12 protein-coding genes are annotated in these 17,870 nt (G+C 32.5%); 10 read left to right on the top strand and 2 right to left on the bottom strand.

The genetic code is table 11. From position 1 onward, the window contains the following. Nucleotides 1-498 precede the first annotated feature (498 nt). Both K324_RS0104955 and K324_RS0104945 read left to right on the top strand, forming a co-directional pair. Nucleotides 499-1,332 (top strand): glycosyltransferase family 2 protein, encoded by an 834-nt coding sequence (locus tag K324_RS0104955; protein ID WP_036095163.1) that lies wholly within the window; start codon nt 499-501, stop codon nt 1,330-1,332. A 1,023-nt stretch (nt 1,333-2,355) separates the two neighbouring features. Further along, nucleotides 2,356-3,393, top strand: a complete 1,038-nt coding sequence (locus K324_RS0104945; RefSeq protein ID WP_026748181.1) for a glycoside hydrolase family 16 protein — start codon at nt 2,356-2,358, stop codon at nt 3,391-3,393. A 490-nt stretch (nt 3,394-3,883) separates the two neighbouring features. Here the strand turns inward: K324_RS0104945 and rfbC are convergent, their stop codons facing one another. Both rfbC and K324_RS0104930 read right to left on the bottom strand, forming a co-directional pair. Then, nucleotides 3,884-4,456, bottom strand: a complete 573-nt coding sequence (rfbC, locus tag K324_RS0104935) for a dTDP-4-dehydrorhamnose 3,5-epimerase (RefSeq protein ID WP_026748180.1) — start codon at nt 4,454-4,456, stop codon at nt 3,884-3,886. 29 nt (nt 4,457-4,485) lie between these two features. Then, nucleotides 4,486-5,691 carry a dTDP-glucose 4,6-dehydratase gene (locus K324_RS0104930; RefSeq protein ID WP_026748179.1) on the bottom strand — a complete coding sequence of 402 codons (1,206 nt, stop codon included), beginning with the start codon at nt 5,689-5,691 and terminating at the stop codon, nt 4,486-4,488. Nucleotides 5,692-5,910: 219 nt separating this feature from the next. Here K324_RS0104930 and nagB point away from each other — a divergent pair, with 219 nt between their 5' ends. From nagB to K324_RS0104890, 8 genes are all read left to right on the top strand, one after another. After that, on the top strand, nt 5,911-6,744 hold the full coding sequence (nagB, locus tag K324_RS0104925) for a glucosamine-6-phosphate deaminase (RefSeq protein ID WP_026748178.1): 834 nt from the start codon (nt 5,911-5,913) through the stop codon (nt 6,742-6,744). 15 nt (nt 6,745-6,759) lie between these two features. Then, nucleotides 6,760-7,911 carry an N-acetylglucosamine-6-phosphate deacetylase gene (nagA, locus tag K324_RS0104920; RefSeq protein ID WP_026748177.1) on the top strand — a complete coding sequence of 384 codons (1,152 nt, stop codon included), beginning with the start codon at nt 6,760-6,762 and terminating at the stop codon, nt 7,909-7,911. 401 nt (nt 7,912-8,312) lie between these two features. Continuing rightward, a complete protein-coding gene (locus K324_RS0104915; protein ID WP_026748176.1) occupies nt 8,313-9,668 on the top strand; it encodes a glucose-6-phosphate isomerase in 1,356 nt (451 codons plus the stop codon). 115 nt (nt 9,669-9,783) lie between these two features. After that, complete coding sequence (locus tag K324_RS0104905; protein ID WP_026748175.1) at nt 9,784-11,157, top strand: aminopeptidase; 1,374 nt, start codon at nt 9,784-9,786, stop codon at nt 11,155-11,157. Nucleotides 11,158-11,185: 28 nt separating this feature from the next. After that, nucleotides 11,186-14,239 carry an alpha-amylase family glycosyl hydrolase gene (locus K324_RS0104900; RefSeq protein WP_026748174.1) on the top strand — a complete coding sequence of 1,018 codons (3,054 nt, stop codon included), beginning with the start codon at nt 11,186-11,188 and terminating at the stop codon, nt 14,237-14,239. Between the two features lie 545 nt (nt 14,240-14,784). Further along, entirely contained in the window at nt 14,785-14,937 is a 153-nt protein-coding gene (locus K324_RS16620) for an FUSC family protein (protein WP_211231544.1), read from the top strand. Nucleotides 14,938-15,098: 161 nt separating this feature from the next. After that, on the top strand, nt 15,099-15,632 hold the full coding sequence (locus K324_RS0104895) for a BUD32 family EKC/KEOPS complex subunit (protein WP_026748173.1): 534 nt from the start codon (nt 15,099-15,101) through the stop codon (nt 15,630-15,632). Between the two features lie 530 nt (nt 15,633-16,162). Further along, nucleotides 16,163-17,866: an ABC-ATPase domain-containing protein gene (locus K324_RS0104890; RefSeq protein WP_026748172.1), complete on the top strand. Its 1,704-nt coding sequence runs from the start codon at nt 16,163-16,165 to the stop codon at nt 17,864-17,866. Nucleotides 17,867-17,870: the final 4 nt, after the last annotated feature.

Below are 17,870 nucleotides of genomic sequence, written 5' to 3'. Positions count from 1 at the left end.
GATACGACAAGATAGGAGGTGTAGTTTTTTTCACTAAACTGACAAAAGAATAAAAAATTGACTGGAAAAGAGAAAATTGAATAGACGGAAAGAGAATATCTTCATTTCATAAAGGGTAAATTGATGAAAAAGCTGATAACTATATCATTTAAGGCACCGATTTTAAATGAAAATGATTTATAGATTGATATAATTTAATTTTGGAAGTAAGAAACTGTATTCTTTGCTGATATTGGAGACTTATGAGAGATATGTTGCTTTTGACAATATTTTGGAAGTTATAATTTATACTGTTCCCCATTTACATAGCGAATATTTAATAAATTTTGAATTGCATACAATTTAGCAAGGATTTAAAACTTCCTGCCCTTAATATAGTTTATGAGGGGTAGTATCAAATAGGTTGAATATGAAAGATAAATTGAAAAAATTTTGTTGTTAGAACGAGGGGAAAATGGTATAATTTTGTGAATAAAAAATATGAATAGAGGTTGGATTATGTATGATTTTACAGCTTGTATTGTGACTTATAATACGAAACAGGAGGAATTAAGGAAGATTATTGGGTGTTTTCAGAAAGTGGGACTTAGATTTAAGTTGTGGATTTCTGATAATTCTGAAAAAGATGGATTAAGAGAGTTTGTAGAAGGATTTTTGGATGATAGAATTGAGTATATTTTTAATAATTCAAATGATGGATTTGGAGCGGGGCATAATGTTGTGATTAGGAAATTGGTTTCGGGAGAAGTGGAGTCAGAGTTTCATTTGATGGTGAATTCTGATGTTTTTTTTGAGGAAAATACTATTGAGAAAATTATGGAATATATGAGGGAGAATAAGAATATTGGGCAAATTGGGCCAAAAATATATGGGACTGATGGGGAAGTTACGAAGTCTTGTCGGTTGTTACCATCGCCTGTGAATCTGATATTTAGGAGATTTTTGCCAGTGAAGTCGGTTGTTGATAAATTGGATTATGATTATGAGATGAAATGGTATGATTATAAGGAAATAATTGATGTTCCGATTTTGTCGGGGTGTTTTATTTTTGTACGGACGGATGTTTTGAAGGAAATTGGTGGATTTGATAAGAGGTACTTTATGTATATGGAGGATTATGATTTGTGCAGACGGATTGGGCAGAAGTATAGGACTGTTTTTTATCCTGAAGTACAGATAATTCATGAGCATGGGAAGGCTTCTTATAAGTCACGGAAAATGATGATGATGCATGTAAAATCGGCTATAAAATATTTTAATAAGTGGGGATGGTTTTTTGATAAGGAGAGAAAAGAGAAAAATAGGGAATGTATGATAAAATATAAAAAATAAAAAATTATATTTTTTTATTTAAAAATTTATTTTCAGATATTTAGATTAATGATTTTTATATTCTGAAAATTTTTTTATAATTTTTATGTTTTTTCTTTTTTATGTTCGTAGAATTGCTCATTGCCGCAAATCCTTATCTTGCAGTAAAGTTTTATCTTAATAATTAAAATTGTGGCAAGATTGCTACGCAATAACCTATGGCTAGTTTATGTTTAAAAAATGAAAATTTTGAGTTTTGGAGATAGGATCATTTAAAGAGTTTAAGAGTTATAACGATATTCTAATCAAAAAAAATAATCCAAGTGAAATTGGATTGAAATAAATGTCTGTTATAATGTTAGAGGATAGAAAATTTTATGAGGAGAGTGGCGGGCATGAAAAATTTGATTAGGATTTTGGCATTGGTTTTGTTGGGGCTGAGTGTTACTGGGTGTGAATTATTTAGTCTAAAATTTTGGCAAAAAGTAGACAAATATAGAAAGAAAATAGGCGAAAAATGTTGTGAGTCTCTGGAACAGTGTATTGTGTAGATAAATATGGAAATAGAACGTATTAAATAATGGGAAAATAGGAGTGAATTAGGCAGGAAGACTTTTAAAAAGAAGTTTTTTCTGTCTTTTTTTGTAAAATTGTTTTAAAATGTAACTTAGAAGTTTGTTCAAATTCAGGTTTATTTGAATTTTATCAATTTGATTTTATAGAAGTTAGAGAATGTTTTGGAATTTTTTTGAATAAAAAAAATTGGTTGATTTTATATGAAAATTAGTATAAAATATTTGAGTGTATGTTGTAAAATTGTTTTGAATTTTTACAAATGGAAGAGACAATTTGTAGGTGATTGTAAAAGTAATAATATAAAAACTTAATAAATACAAAGTTTTTATTAAAATATTAAAGTTTTACAGTAAAAAGTACTGGGGAAAAATGGTAAAAATTAAAACTGTAAAAACATTGTAATTATTAGAGATTTCAAACTTTTACAAATAGCTAAAGAGATAATTTGAAAAAGGAGAAAAAGAAAGGATGAAAAAAAAGATTTTTTTAAGAGTGGTTTTGTTTGTACTGGCTGGAAATATGGTATTTGCGGCGGGGGAGAATCAGAAAATAGGAATTGCTCAGAAAACTCAGAAAGTTGAAACTATGGTGAATGAAGTGCAACAAAAGGCTGAAAATGAAATTGAAGTAGCAGGGAAAGCTGAAGTTGAGGTAAAAAGTTCCAAGAGAAGTAAATTTAATAGATTTATCTCAAAAGTAACAGGGAAAAGCTGGAAACTGGTTTGGAATGATGAATTTAATGGAAATCAGCTGGATGGTACGAAATGGGCTTACTGGGAAAATGGGAACCCTTGGAATGCTGGAAATTATTTGGATGAAAATGGGAATCTGGTTAATCAGTATGGGTTTGATGCAAAGCAGTATTATTTAAGGGATAATGTTAAAATTGAAAATGGAAATATGATTATCACATTAAAGAAGGAAACTGATAAAAGGGTTAATATTAATGGTGTTGAGAGAAGAATTCTTTATAGTTCCGGGGCAATTCATACAAGAAATCTTTATAATGTGCAGTATGGGAAAATTGAGATGAGAGCGGCTATGCCTGAAGGAATCGGGACTTGGCCTGCGTTCTGGCTGTGGCCTGAAGGGTATTCTCAAGCTACGGGAGGGCCAGCAGTTGGAGAAATTGACATAGTGGAAACTTATGGGGATGATATGCGACGTGCGACAGGGACACTTCACGTGCTGAAAAGTGACAACACTTATGAAACATTTGATGGGGATGATTACAAACTGAGTAAATGGCCTAGGGAAAAATTGACTAACTTTAATACTTATGCGGTGGAATGGGATGATAAGGAAATAAAATGGCTATTTAACAATAAGGTGTATAAAAAATTCTCTTACAAGGAACTGGAAAAAAGAGGACTGCAAAATCCGTTTAATCAACCATATTTCATAATGATAAATGTGGCTTTGAGCAAGAAAACTGGTGAAGATGGGGATGTGGATTTTCCGACAGAAATGAAAGTTGATTATGTAAGGGTTTATCAAAAAAAATAAAATTAGAGTGGTAAAAGGGTTTTAAAATCAAACAAAAGTTATGAATATTTTATGAAGCATTACTGGAAATATTTAATTTTACTATTTTGGGTTAAAAAATTTAGGTTTATAATATAATTCTAATCAAAAAAAAAAACAGGTATTTGAAATTGAATTAAAATAATTGTGTGGTATAATACTAGAAAATAGAAGGTGTCTTAAGGAGAATAGGTATTATGAAAAATTTAATTAGAATTTTGGTAGTGGTTTTGTTAGGGTTGAGTGTTGTTGGTTGTGAACTTTTTGATCGACAATTGTGGAAAGAAGCTCTGAAAGATTGTACTTATCCAACTCCTTGGGGGTATAGTTGTACAAGAACAGAGCGAGTGTACTATTAAAGTAGGAGAAAGTGATTTAGGCAGGAAGGCTTTTGAAAAGAAGTTTTTTCTGTCTTTTTTTGTAAAAGAAAAAAGCTATCTCAGTTAAGAAATAGCTAATTTTAGATTGTTTTTTATTCAAAATAATTTTTGTTTTCATCAAATTTCTGTTGAATTTTATCTTTATCAGAAATCGTCAGTTCATCGGGATTTATTCCAAATTCTTCAAATTTCCAGTCGATATTTAAAGTTTTGTCGCTCCATAAAAGCCCGCTGTCGTATTCAGGGGCATATAAATCTGTACATCTGTAAACAAATTCTGTTTCATCTTCTAGTGTTAGAAAGCCATGTGCAAAACCTTCTGGAACGTAGAACATTAATTTATTTTCAGCGGATAATTTTACTGCGTACCATTTTCCAAAAGTTTTGCTTCCTTTTCTTAAATCAACTGCCACATCGTAGACGCTTCCCTTTATTACTCGTACTAATTTTCCTTGAGTGTGTTTTGTCTGGAAGTGAAGTCCACGCAAAACGCCTTTTTTTGATTTTGAGTGGTTGTCTTGGACGAAGTTCATTGTAAGTCCTAATTCTTCAAAGGATTTTTGGTTGTAAGTTTCCATAAAAAATCCTCTTTCATCTCCAAAAACTTTTGGCTCGATTATTACTAAATCTTTTATTGGAGTTTCCTTTATTGTAAAATTGTTCATTGATTTGCTCCTTTTTTATATAAATTTGATTATTTATTTCCGTACATTTCTTCATAATATTTTTGATAATCTCCCGAAACTACCTCATTTACCCAGTCCTGATGTTCCAAGTACCATTTTACAGTTTTTCTAATACCTGTTTCAAAGTCTGTTTCTGGATACCATCCCAAATCCCTTGCGATTTTTGAAGGATCGATGGCATATCTCATATCGTGTCCAAGTCTGTCCTGAACGTAAGTAATTAAATCATAGTTTATATTCTGCAAATCAGTTTTTAGAACTTTTTTGTATTCGTCATTATTTCCAATTTCTTCTTTTAAAATGTCGATAACCAGTTTTACAATGTTAATATTTTGTTCTTCGTTAAAACCACCAATATTGTAAATTTCGTAAATATCAGCATTTCTTAAAACCAAGTCAATTCCTTTGCAGTGATCTTCCACATAAACCCAGTCTCTTACGTTGTCCCCTTTTCCGTAAACTGGTAATTTCTTGCCTTCCAGCACGTTTTTAATCATAAGCGGGATTAATTTTTCCGGGAAGTGGTAAGGGCCGTAGTTGTTTGAACATCTTGTGATGTTTATTGGCATTTTGTAAGTTTCACCGTAGGCGATTACGATGTGATCTGCACTCGCTTTAGAAGCTGAATACGGACTTCTTGGATCAAGGGCAGTTTTTTCTGTAAAGAATTTTTTCCCGTAAGTTTTTAAATTTGTTCTGTTTTTTACAACTTTTTTCACTTCTTCATCGTCAATTACCAAATTAATCGCTGTGTCATAATCTTTTGAAAGGCTTCCATAAACTTCATCTGTGGAAACTTGTAAATATTTTACACCTTCTTTATAAACTGGGTAGCCATTTTCATCTTTTGCGACAGTCCACGCTTTTTTTGCATTTTCCAAAAGATTTTGCGTACCAAGAATATTTGTTTCTAAGAATATTTGTGGATTTTCGATGGAACGATCAACGTGTGATTCCGCTGCAAAGTTTACAACAAAGTCAACATCATTTTCAGAAAAAATTCTAGCAATTTCCTTTTGATCACGAATATCAACTTTTTCAAATTTTACTCTTTCATCTTTAATTTCATAAGCAATTGTTCCTAAATTTCCAGCATAAGTCAGTGCATCAACCACAATTACCTTAATTTCTTCATTTTTGTATTTGTTTAAAATATACTTTAAATAATTGGCACCGATAAAGCCAGCGGCACCTGTTACTAAATACGTCTTCATATTTCCTCCTAATTAATTTACTGTAATTTACAGTTTTTTTATTTATCATCACCATATAAATTATACAATGTTTTTTGTATTTTTTCCAATAGAAATTGCTAAGATTTTATAAAAAGTAAAAATACACTTGACATAATTAAAAAAGGTTATATAATAATGGTAAGAGTTGTTTTTAATGAAAATTTAAATTTTTAAAAAATATTAAAGGAAGTGAATTGAATGCGTGTAATTATTTTGAAAAATGCTGATGAAGTTGCAAGATGGAGTGCATATCAGATAGCGAAAAAAATATTAAAATTTAGGCCTACAAAGGAAAAGCCTTTTGTGCTGGGGCTTCCTACTGGTTCTACACCGCTTGCGACTTATAAGGAACTGATAAATTTGTACAATGAGAAAATATTGTCATTTGAAAATGTCGTGACTTTTAATATGGATGAGTATGTGGGATTAAAGCCAGAAGATCCGCAAAGTTATCATTATTTTATGATTGAAAACTTTTTTAAGTATATTGATATAAAAAAAGAAAATATAAATATTCTGGATGGATGTGCGAAAGATTTGGAAAAGGAATGTCAAGATTATGAGGGAAAAATAAAAAGAGTTGGAGGTATCCAGCTGTTTTTAGGTGGAGTCGGAGAAGATGGACATATAGCATTTAATGAGCCAGGTTCGTCGCTTTCTTCACATACAAGGGACAAGGATCTAACTTATGATACAATTTTGGCAAATTCAAGATTTTTTGACAATGACATTGAAAAAGTGCCAAAACTAGCCTTGACAATTGGTGTAGGAACGCTTATGGACTCAAAGGAAGTTATGATTCTTGCGAATGGCTACAAAAAGGCTCGTGCTGTTTATCATGGGGTAGAAGGCGGAGTAAACCATCTTTGGACGATCTCGGCTTTACAGCTGCACAGAAGGGCGGTACTGGTAATTGATGAGATGGCGGCTTCAGATATAAAGGTTAAGACATATAGGTATTTTAAGGAAATTGAAGCTAAGAACTTGGATTTGGAAGAGTATAAAAAATATTTGATTGAATTAGCAAAATAGAGAGGAATTGTTGAGATGATTATAAAAAATGCGAAAATTTTTGATGGGGAGAAGTTTATTGGGGAAAATGCGGTTGTTTTAGAGGGGAAATTTATAAAAAAAGTAACAGATTTTGATTTGATTGAGGAAAAGGAAGTGGAAAATCAGGAAGTAGTTGATGTCAAAGGGATGGTATTGTCGCCAGGGTTTATTGACTTGCAGATTAACGGATGTGGAGGAGTGCTGTTTAATGATGATATTTCGAGAAAAACACTTGAGATAATGAATGAGACTAATAAAAGATACGGATGTACTTCGTTTTTACCAACGCTTATAACTTCTCCAGATGAGAAAATAGAAAAAGCTCTGAATCTTATGAAGGAAATGAAGGATAAGGAGGAAATTGGAGTTTTGGGACTTCATATTGAAGGACCGTATATAAGTGTTGAGAAAAAGGGGATTCACCGTCCTGAATATATAAGAGTCCTGTCTGATGAAATGGTACAAAAAATAGCGGATGCAGGGACTGAGGCTACGAAAATAATAACAATAGCTCCTGAAAAGGCTAAGATTGAACATCTTGAAAAATTGAAAAAGGGGGGGATTAATATCGCTGTGGGGCATACGAATGCAACTTATAAGGAATGCATGGAAAAGAAAGACTATTTTAACTGTGCGACACATTTATATAATGCAATGAGGGCGTTGGATTCGAGAGAGCCTGGAGTTGTAGGGTTTTTATTCAATAATGATACGACAAATTGCGGGATAATAGTTGATGGGCTTCATATGGATTTTGCTTCCGTGGAAATTGCTAAGAAAATATTGAAGGACAGACTTTATCTTGTGACGGATGCGGTTAGTCCTGCTGGAACTGATAATATGACGGAATTTATGTTTGAAGGGAATCGAGTTTTATATAAAAATGGAAAATGTGTTTCGCCAGAAGGAACTTTGGGAGGTTCAGCGCTTGTTATGATTGAGGGGATAAAAAATCTTGTGGAAAAGGTGCATGTTTCGCTTGAGGAAGCACTTAGAATGGCTACTTCCTATCCTGCTGAAGCTGTGGCTGTGGATCAAAAATATGGATTTATAAAGGAAGGATATTTTGCGGATTTGACATATTTTGATGATAATTTTAATGTTAAGGGAACTGTAAGCAAGGGAAATTTAACAAGATATGAATAAATTAAATTTAAAGTTGTGACTATTTTATTAAAATCTTAAATTTATTTAGCCTTAATTAGTTCAATATAAAAAATGCAAGCACAGCAGAACGATTTTAAAGCTGAGATTAAAAGTCTTGAATTTATCCAACTGGAACAAGTCCGATTTTGAATATAATACAGGGCATATGTGATAAAATTTAAAATTTTTAGAAAAAATTTTTAAAAATCTAAAAATATGATAGAAAAATTTGAAAAAAAATACTTTTTTTGTTATACTTTAATTGAAAAAAAGATTTAAGTTTTTAAATTTATAATTTTGTTCAATTTTAAAGTTGGATTACTATGTGTGAAATGACAGGGATTTTTTGATTTTCAGGGAATCTGGGAAATAAAATATGTATATTAAGGAGATAAAAGAAAATGAAATTGAATTTTAATTATCAATTTGCAAAAAATTTTTTTAACGAAAATGAATTAAAACAGATTAAACCGTATGTAGAGTTGGCAAATGAAGTGCTGACTTCAAAAAGTGGAGCAGGAAATGATTTTTTAGGATGGGTTGACTTGCCTGAAAATTATGACAAGGATGAGTTTGTCAGAATAAAAAAGGCAGCTGAAAAAATTAAAAATGATTCAGAAGTTTTAGTTGTAATTGGAATAGGAGGATCATATTTAGGGGCAAAGGCTGCAATTGAGTTTTTATCACACAGCTTTTACAATAACTTGCCAAAAGATAAAAGAAAAACTCCAGAAATCTACTTTGCAGGGACAAATATGAGCGGTGTTTATTTACAACATTTAATTGAAGTTGTTGGAGATAGGGATTTTTCAGTAAATGTAATTTCAAAATCTGGGACTACGACTGAACCTGCGATTGCATTCAGAGTGTTCAAAAAAATGCTGGAAGAAAAATATGGAAAAGAAGAAGCTGCAAAAAGAATTTATGCTACAACAGATAAGGAAAAAGGAGCATTAAAAACACTTGCTACAGCTGAAGGATATGAAACTTTTGTTGTACCTGACAATGTTGGTGGAAGATTTTCTGTATTAACTGCAGTAGGACTTTTACCAATCGCTGCAGCTGGAATTAATATTGATGACTTGATGGCTGGAGCAAAAGATGCGATGAATGATTTTTCGAAAAAGGATATGGACGAAAATCAGGCTTTACAATATGCAGCTGTTAGAAATATTTTGCATAGAAAAGGAAAAGACTTGGAATTAATGGTAAATTATGAGCCAAGAGTTCATTATTTGGCAGAATGGTGGAAACAATTGTTTGGAGAATCTGAAGGGAAAGATGGAAAAGGTTTGTATCCAACTTCGGCAGATTTTTCAGCAGACTTGCATTCATTGGGACAATATATTCAGGAAGGGAAAAGATTGTTCTTTGAAACAGTAGTTTCTATTGGAAAACCAGAAGTGGAATTTACAATTGAAAGCGACAAGGATAATCTTGATGGACTAAACTTTATCGCTGGAAAAACATTGGATTACGTAAACAAAAAAGCGACTGATGGAGTAATACTGGCACACGTTGACGGAAATGTGCCTAATTTGGGAGTAAACATTCCTGAAGTAACTCCTTATCATTTGGGATACACATTCTACTTCTTTGAAAAAGCGTGTGGAGTAAGCGGATACCTTTTAGGTGTAAATCCGTTTGATCAGCCTGGAGTGGAAGCATACAAGAAAAATATGTTTGCATTGTTAGGAAAACCAGGATATGAAGAAGCTGGAAAAGAATTGGAAAAAAAATTGAACGAAGTTAAATAAATTATGTAAATTGAAAAATTAATTTAATTAGGAAAGAAGGTGGCTGATTTGGGATATTTTTTCAAGTCGCCATCTTTTGTTGTATATTTTGTTGACTTTGGAAAGGATGTAGAAAATGACAAAGGAAAATTTGTGGAAAAATTATACAGATGAACAAAAAAGAGTAATTTTTGACTTTGCTGAAGATTATAAAAAATATTTGGATTCTGCCAAAACAGAGAGAGAATTTGTGAATTTGACAGAAAAGGAACTTGAAAAAAATGGCTTTGTCAATATTAATGAAAAAAGTGAATTGAAAAAAGGGGATAAAATTTATTTTAACAACAGAAATAAAAATATCATTGCGGTAATTGTCGGAAATGATATAAAAAGCGGGATTAATATGATTGTTTCCCATGTGGATTCACCAAGACTGGACTTAAAGCCTAATCCAATAATGGAAGACGAGGAATTTGCACTTTTAAATACGCATTATTATGGTGGAATCAAAAAATATCAATGGGCTGCGACTCCATTAGCATTGCATGGTGTTGTTTTCTTAAAAAATGGAGAAAAAGTTACACTTTCAATTGGGGAAAAAGATGACGAGCCTGTATTCAGTATGCCTGATATATTGCCGCATCTGGCGTATAATGTTCAGGATGACAGAAAAGCAAGGGAAGTTATTAAAGGCGAAGAATTAAAACTGCTATTTGGAAATATGCCTTTAAATGATGAGAATGTGAATAAAAAAATAAAGCAGTTTGTGCTGGATAAATTGAAAAAGGATTATGGAATAGAGGAAGATGATTTCTTTACAGCGGAGCTGGAAGTTGTACCTGCTGGAAAATTGCGGGATGTGGGGCTTGATAAGAGCATGATTGGAGGATATGGTCAAGATGACAGAATTTGTGCATATACTTCGCTTAGAGCCTTGTTTGATATTAAGGAAACTGAGAAAACTGTTATGATTTATTTGACAGATAAAGAAGAAATTGGAAGCGAAGGTTCTACGAGCTTGAAGTCAACATTGCCTGAATATGTTGTTGGGAAAATGCTTTCACTTACTGAAAAAAATTACAATGATCAGATATTGAGGGAAACTTTGTGGAATTCTAAGGCATTGTCGTCAGATGTTACGGCTGCACTTAATCCAGTGTTTAAATCAGTTCACGATATGGAAAATGTGGCACGGTTGTCTTATGGACTGGCGTTTGCAAAATATACAGGAAGCCGTGGAAAAGTTATGGCAAATGATGCTGATGCGGAATTTATTCAGGAAATAAGACAGATATTTGACAAAAATGAAATTAAATATCAGTCTGGAGGCTTTGGAAAGGTAGATGAAGGTGGTGGAGGAACTGTAGCTAAATTTCTGGCTTACTATGGAATTAGAACGATAGATGCAGGGCCTGCACTTATATCAATGCATTCCTTGTTTGAAATTTCATCAAAAGCTGACTTGTATGAAACATATAGGGCTTACAAAGTATTTTTTGAGTTAGATTAAAGAATGAGTAGATAATTAGGAGAAAAAAATGGGCTATAAAATTGTAATTTATAAGGACAACAAATTTTATAAGGAAGAGAACTTAAAACAGAATTGGGAAAATTTTATATACAAATGGGGAAATGTTGAATCAGGAAGCTATTTTTTTGAAATAAAAAACGAGGAAAGTGGTGTTATAAGCGGAGTAACTTATAGCCATACTGCTCCATTTGCAAAAAGATTTGAGGCTGTGGTAGATGATAATTTGCCACCAAAATCAATAACTGGATTTCAAAAAGGAATAGATATCTATGTAGAATATTATCCTTCAAAAAAGACGATTTCATTAACAAAAATGAAATTTTACAGAATGAATTTGGATATTGCTGATTTTGGATTGGAAAAGGCTGATAAAGTTGAAATTGCAGGGAACTTTAATAACTGGAAGCCTGATACTGAGCCTATTCATCATTTTGAAGGAACAAATTATGAAGTGATACTGGCTTCGCCTGAGGGAGTTTATGAATACAAATATCTGATTGACGGGAAATGGTATCCTGAAAATGAAAATAAAAAATTGATAATTGGAGAAAACGGAGCATTGTTTCCACAAGGAGATTTGGGAACTGGAAAATTTGTATATGAAGCGATTGATAAAAATACGAATTTGAAGGCTATTGTGCATAATTATGACAGTTTGCAATATTTTAACAAGCTTTCAGACAACGAATATGAGTTTAAAATAAGAACTCAGATGAATGATGTGGAACGAGCTTATATTAGTGTTGTTTTACATGAGGAAGATAATTATGAGATGATTTATGAGCTGGAAAGGTATCAGGATAAGACAAACGGATTTGATTATTTTGAAAGAATAATAAATTTTGGTAAAGAGGCAAAAAAACTTTTGTATTATTTTATTCTTGAAGATAACGGCTCAAGAGCGTATTTTAACGGAAAAACATTGAGTTACAGCAAGCCAAAAAGATTAATTGTAAATACAACTTCTAAGGATATACAGCTATTTGATGTACCAAACTGGGCAAAAGAGGCAATCTGGTACAATATTTTCCCAGACAGATTTTACAATGGAAATCATTACAATGATCCAATTTTCAATGAGTTTGGGCCAGAAGCATTTAAACCAAACAGGCTTCATGAACAGAACTTCATAGAGGACTATAGATGGGAAAAAAGTAACAATGTAATTGGGCAGTTTGATAGAAACCGTTGGACTGCTGATTTCAGGGAACAGGTAGTCTGGGAAAAATTGGGGGAGCGTGAAATTGATTACAGCTTAAAATATGCCAGAATGTATGGTGGAGATTTACAGGGAATAAAAGAAAAAATACCATATATGAAGGAACTCGGAATTAATGCCGTATGGCTAAATCCAGTGTTTTTCTCATATCAGAACCATAAATATGGGGCAAATGACTTTAGACATATTTCACCAGACTTTGGGACGATAAAGACAAGTGGAAAAACTCATGATGTGGAAATTAATAAAAATAATAAATACGGGAATAAATCGTATGTGGATGTGCTTGGAAACAAGGCTTCGACAAGCAGCGAGCTAAAACTTCTGGAAGTAAACCTGAATGGTGAAAATCGTGGAAAAAATGGCTATGGAGAAACAGAAGATCCATCAACTTGGGTGTGGACGGAGTCAGACTTGATAATGGTGGATTTGATAAAGGAATTTCATAAAAATGGTATCCGTGTAATATTTGACGGGGTTTTCAATCATAGTAGCAGTGAACATTGGACATTTAATATGGTGCTTGCTGATGGGGAAAATTCTAAATATAAGGACTGGTATAAATTTACGGATTTTGGACAGCATGTGCCGATAACTGATGAAATGAGCAAGGAGCAGGCATACGAAACTCTTATTGCAAATAGAAAGAGGACTATTTACAATGCTTGGGGAGGATTTGACACGCTACCTGAATTTAACTCGTTTAATCAGGAATATAAAGAGTATATTTTTAATATTACGAGAAAATGGATGTATGGGCCTGACGGAAAAGAAAGTGAAAACTGGATGGAAGATGATGGAATTGATGGATGGCGTCTTGATGTACCAAACTGTCTTGAAAATCAGAATTTCTGGAATGAATGGCGTGAAGTTGTAAAAGGCAGCAAGACAGATTCCTACATTACTGCGGAACTTTGGGGAAATGCTGCAGGCGACATTAACGGTGGAAACAAATTTGACACTGTAATGAACTATGAATGGTTAAAAACAGTTATTGGTTTCTTTGTAAATCAAAGTCGAGAAGGTGGAGTAAGGTATAAACTGAAAGCACAGGACTTTTTCAATGAACTGCGTGAAAAAAGAACTTGGTATCCATATCAGGCCTTACAGGCAAGTCAAAATTTGAATGGTTCACATGATACCGACAGACTTTATTCAAGAATTGTAAATGATGTAATCGGGAGAAATCTGGAAGAAGGAAAACAGCTTGAAAAAGGATACAATGGAATACGTCCCGATCTAGCCTCAAACTATCATCCAAACACAACAATAGACTGGCGAAACAGTCCAATCAAGCCAAAGGACATATTAAAATTAATTTCAATATTCCAAATGACATATATTGGTGCACCAATGCTGTTTTACGGTGATGAGGTAGGAATGTGGGGAGCAACGGATCCATACTGCCGAAAACCGATGTTATGGAAGGAATTTATGTACGATGATGAAAAAAATCCGTCACACATTAACCAGAATGAAGTTTACCAGCAAAAAGTTGATAGTGATTTATTTGAATGGTACAAAAAGTTAATAAGAATAAGACTGGAAAATAAAACTCTTGTTTATGGTAAATTCAGGGAAATATTCGCTGATAACGACAGGGAAATAATTGTATACGAAAGAGTAATTGAAGATCATACAATTATTGTTATAATAAATAATTCATTTAACAGCTGGGAAAATGTGGAATTTGAAACAAATTATCAGGATGAGAGATTTATTGATTTGGTAACAGAAGGCAGAACATTCAGAACAGGTTCGACAGGAAAAATCAAGTTGGATTTAAAAGCTAAGGAAGGAATGATTTTGCGAAAAGTTAGGATAGATGGAGATTACGAATAAACAGTATTGTAAAGTGAAAATATGTATAAAAAATTGAGGAGCTGAATTTATCGGCTCCTTGTTTTGTATAAATTTTATTTTAAAAAAATAGTAAATAAAAAACAGTCCACGAGAAAGAGGTATATGGACTGCCTTTTATGACCAATTTTTTTCTTCGGTTGTGATATATGAAAAGATTAATAATAATATTAACAATGTAATTATAACAAATTTTTTTTGAAAAATCAATACTTTGAGAATAAATTTTTTGCTCTGTCAAGAAAAAGAATTTTGAAATAGACAAGGTACGTGGTAAAATTATGGTAGAAAATAATTGAACAGGAAGGGGAAATAGGATAACTAAAAAGGGGGAAAATGCTAGTAGGAATGATTTATTTAGAAGGGAGGAAAGAAAATTTCAAGTGAGATTTTAAAATTAGAAAAAATAAATGCTACAAAAGATTTGCCTTTATTGGCAATTTAGCCATGGCAGTGCTGATATTAATAGGATTATTGTCAAATAACCTAAAATTGTAGAAAATATAGGTTATTTAACTTTTGGAACATTGTCAACTTGTCTGATAGTTTTTTTTTACTGTCTGAATTTGACAAATCCATATTGGGTAGCAGTTGCCTGCATTGCCGTAATTGAAGGAAGTTCAACACGACATATTTTCCAAAGAAGTGTTCAAAGAATAATTGGAACTTTAATAGAATAGGAGTCGTTTTTGGCTGGGAAATACTTTTATTTGTAAAAAATCTTTGGGAGATATGAGAAGTTATATAAATTTTACTTTATTTTGAAAAATAGGTTATAATTTAAAAATAAAAAAAGAAAGGAGAATGTGATATTTTATATATTTATCATATGAGATAATTTATGAAACTTATGCAAGTTAATGATTCTGAGTATAAAATAATAAAGCTGTTAGGAAAAGGAAAAAGTGGCTATTCGTATTTAGTTACAGATGGAAAGCAAAAGTATGTTTTAAAGCAGATTCATCATGAACCTTGTGATTACTATCAGTTTGGGAATAAAATTGAAGCAGAGATAAATGATTATGGGCGGCTAAGTTCAATAGGAATACGAATGCCTGAAATGTTTGATGTGGATATTGAGAATGAACGGATTCTTAAAGAATACATTGAAGGAGATACAATTTTTGATATGGTAAAAAATGATCGTACAGTAGCTCAATATATTGAACAATTAAAGGAAATGTGTAGACTTCTATATCTTTCAAATACCAATATAGATTACTTTCCAACTAATTTTGTTGTACAAAATGAACTTGTCTATTATATCGACTTTGAATGCAATGATTACATGGAAGAGTGGAATTTTGAAAATTGGGGAATTAAATATTGGTCCAAAACACCAGAATTTATACAATATATTAATGAACAAAAATGAGAAATTTTATAACACTTATAATTTATATGCTTTTTCTTTTTTGTTTTGCAGGATTGTTCATTACTGCAAATCCTTATCTTGCAGTAAAGGTTTATCCTGATAATTAAAATTGTGGCAAGATTGCTATACAATACCGATGGCTAGTCTACGGCATTTTTATGTACTAACAAAAAACTTGCTGTCGCTCAAATAATTTTGCCAGCACATAAAAATGCTCCGACGAATTGATTTTATAATAAAAACTATCTTAATTATTCAAGGCTGAATCATATTATAAAACAGGAAATACTAAAAAAAAATTAAGTTGTATTCTTAAATTAATAAGACATTATCCTTAAAAATTTTATTATATTTTTTATTATGAGGATAACAAAATTTTTTTAAATAATCTTGGAAAAGCAAAATGGATAAATGAAAGCCTCAAACATAAATTAGAAGCTCTAGAAATATACCTTTGAGTTCAGTTCTAAATAAGTATTGGACATAAAGTGAAGAAAAATATTAATAAACAGAAGGAGAGATTGCAAAAGATGAAAAGTTATAGAGATTTAGAAAAAATATTATTTTCAATGGATGGAAAAAGTTATTCGGTGTATAAGTCGCTTAAAGGGGAATATAGGTTTGAAAAGTATGTTCTTGCGATTGATCACGTGCAGTCGGATCCTTATGCTCCGCCTTCAAAAATGAGGGTTATAATGGATAGAAAAATTTGCGGAATTCCTTATGAGCTGACAGATACGAAGGATAAGAATATTGCAGTTTCAGATTTTCTTACGAGAAATTTTTACAGGGAAATTCAGAAAAGTGGGAATGACGGTACAGGAACTGGGGACAGTGGAAGAATTTTTATTGACAGATGTGGACAGGAAATCTTAGAAAGAACTTCAGTTTTCATAAAGGGAGATAAAGTTGAAGTGAGGTTTGAAATGGGGATGCCTGCGAGAGGCAGACGGATAATGGGAAAAGCCGCACAGAAAATTATTTTTGAGCAGCTGCCTGAAATTGTGGAAAAATCCATTATTTATGATAATTTGAATAAAAAAGCGTTAAATGAGCAGGTAATTCTAGTGCTGGATCAGGAATATGCGAGAAAAATGTTGAAGGAAAAAGGGCTTGTTGCATTTGTGGCTAATGGTTCTGTGCTTCCACGTGAAAGTGGGGTTTCGGATAAGCCTATGAAAAATGCAGTTAAGTTTAAAAGTCCAGAAAAATTTGAGGTTACGTTAAAACTTCCAAGTGGAAAAAAAGTAAGTGGAATGGGTATTCCAAAAGGAATTACGCTAATTGTGGGTGGAGGTTACCACGGAAAATCCACGTTGCTTGCAGCACTTGAAAGAGGGGTTTACAATCATATTGCTCAAGATGGGAGAGAACTTATAATTTCTGAATCGGATGCGGTAAAAATACGTGCGGAAGATGGAAGAAATGTGGAAAAGGTGAATATAAGCGGATTTATCAATAACTTGCCACAAAATAAAGATACAAGGGCTTTTTCAACTGAAAATGCGAGTGGAAGCACATCGCAGGCGGCAAATGTGGCAGAAGCCTTGGAATATGGGACTTCTTTGATTTTAATAGATGAGGATACTTCGGCTACAAATTTTATGATTCGTGATGGAAGAATGCAAAAACTTGTGGAAAAGGAAAAAGAGCCGATAACACCGTTTATTGACAGGGTAAAGGAACTTTATGACAATTTTGGAGTTTCTACTATATTGATTGTTGGTGGCTCTGGAGATTATTTTGATGTGGCAAATCACGTTATAATGATGGATGAATATGTGCCAAAAGATGTGACAGAAAAAGCAAAAGAGATTGCAAAATCGGATGAAAATAAAAGGGAATTTTCTTCAAATGATAAATTTCAAGGAGTTACACAACGAATTCCACTCAAAAAAAGTTTTTCGCAATCTGGAAAACTGGATAAAACAAAAGCCAAAGGGAAATACAGTATTCTGTATGGAAAAGAATTAATCGACATTTCAGGGCTGGAGCAGCTTGTGGATGACAGCCAGACAAACTGCATTGCTGTAATGATTGACTATTTTAAAAATAAAGTACTGGATGAAAAACTGACACTTTCGCAAGCGGCTGACAGGATTTATGAAAGAATTGAAAAAGAAGGGCTTGATTCGATTTCTTCGTATACAGGGCATCCAGGAAATTTGGCATTGCCTAGAAAGCAGGAATTTTGTGCGGCGGTGAATAGGTATAGGAAATTAAAGATAAAATAGTTTA

The sequence above is a fragment of the Leptotrichia trevisanii DSM 22070 genome, assembly GCF_000482505.1.
GTDB lineage: Bacteria > Fusobacteriota > Fusobacteriia > Fusobacteriales > Leptotrichiaceae > Leptotrichia > Leptotrichia trevisanii.
The sequence above is the reverse complement of the archived record's forward strand: the minus strand, read 5'-3'. Positions and strand labels throughout refer to the sequence as shown.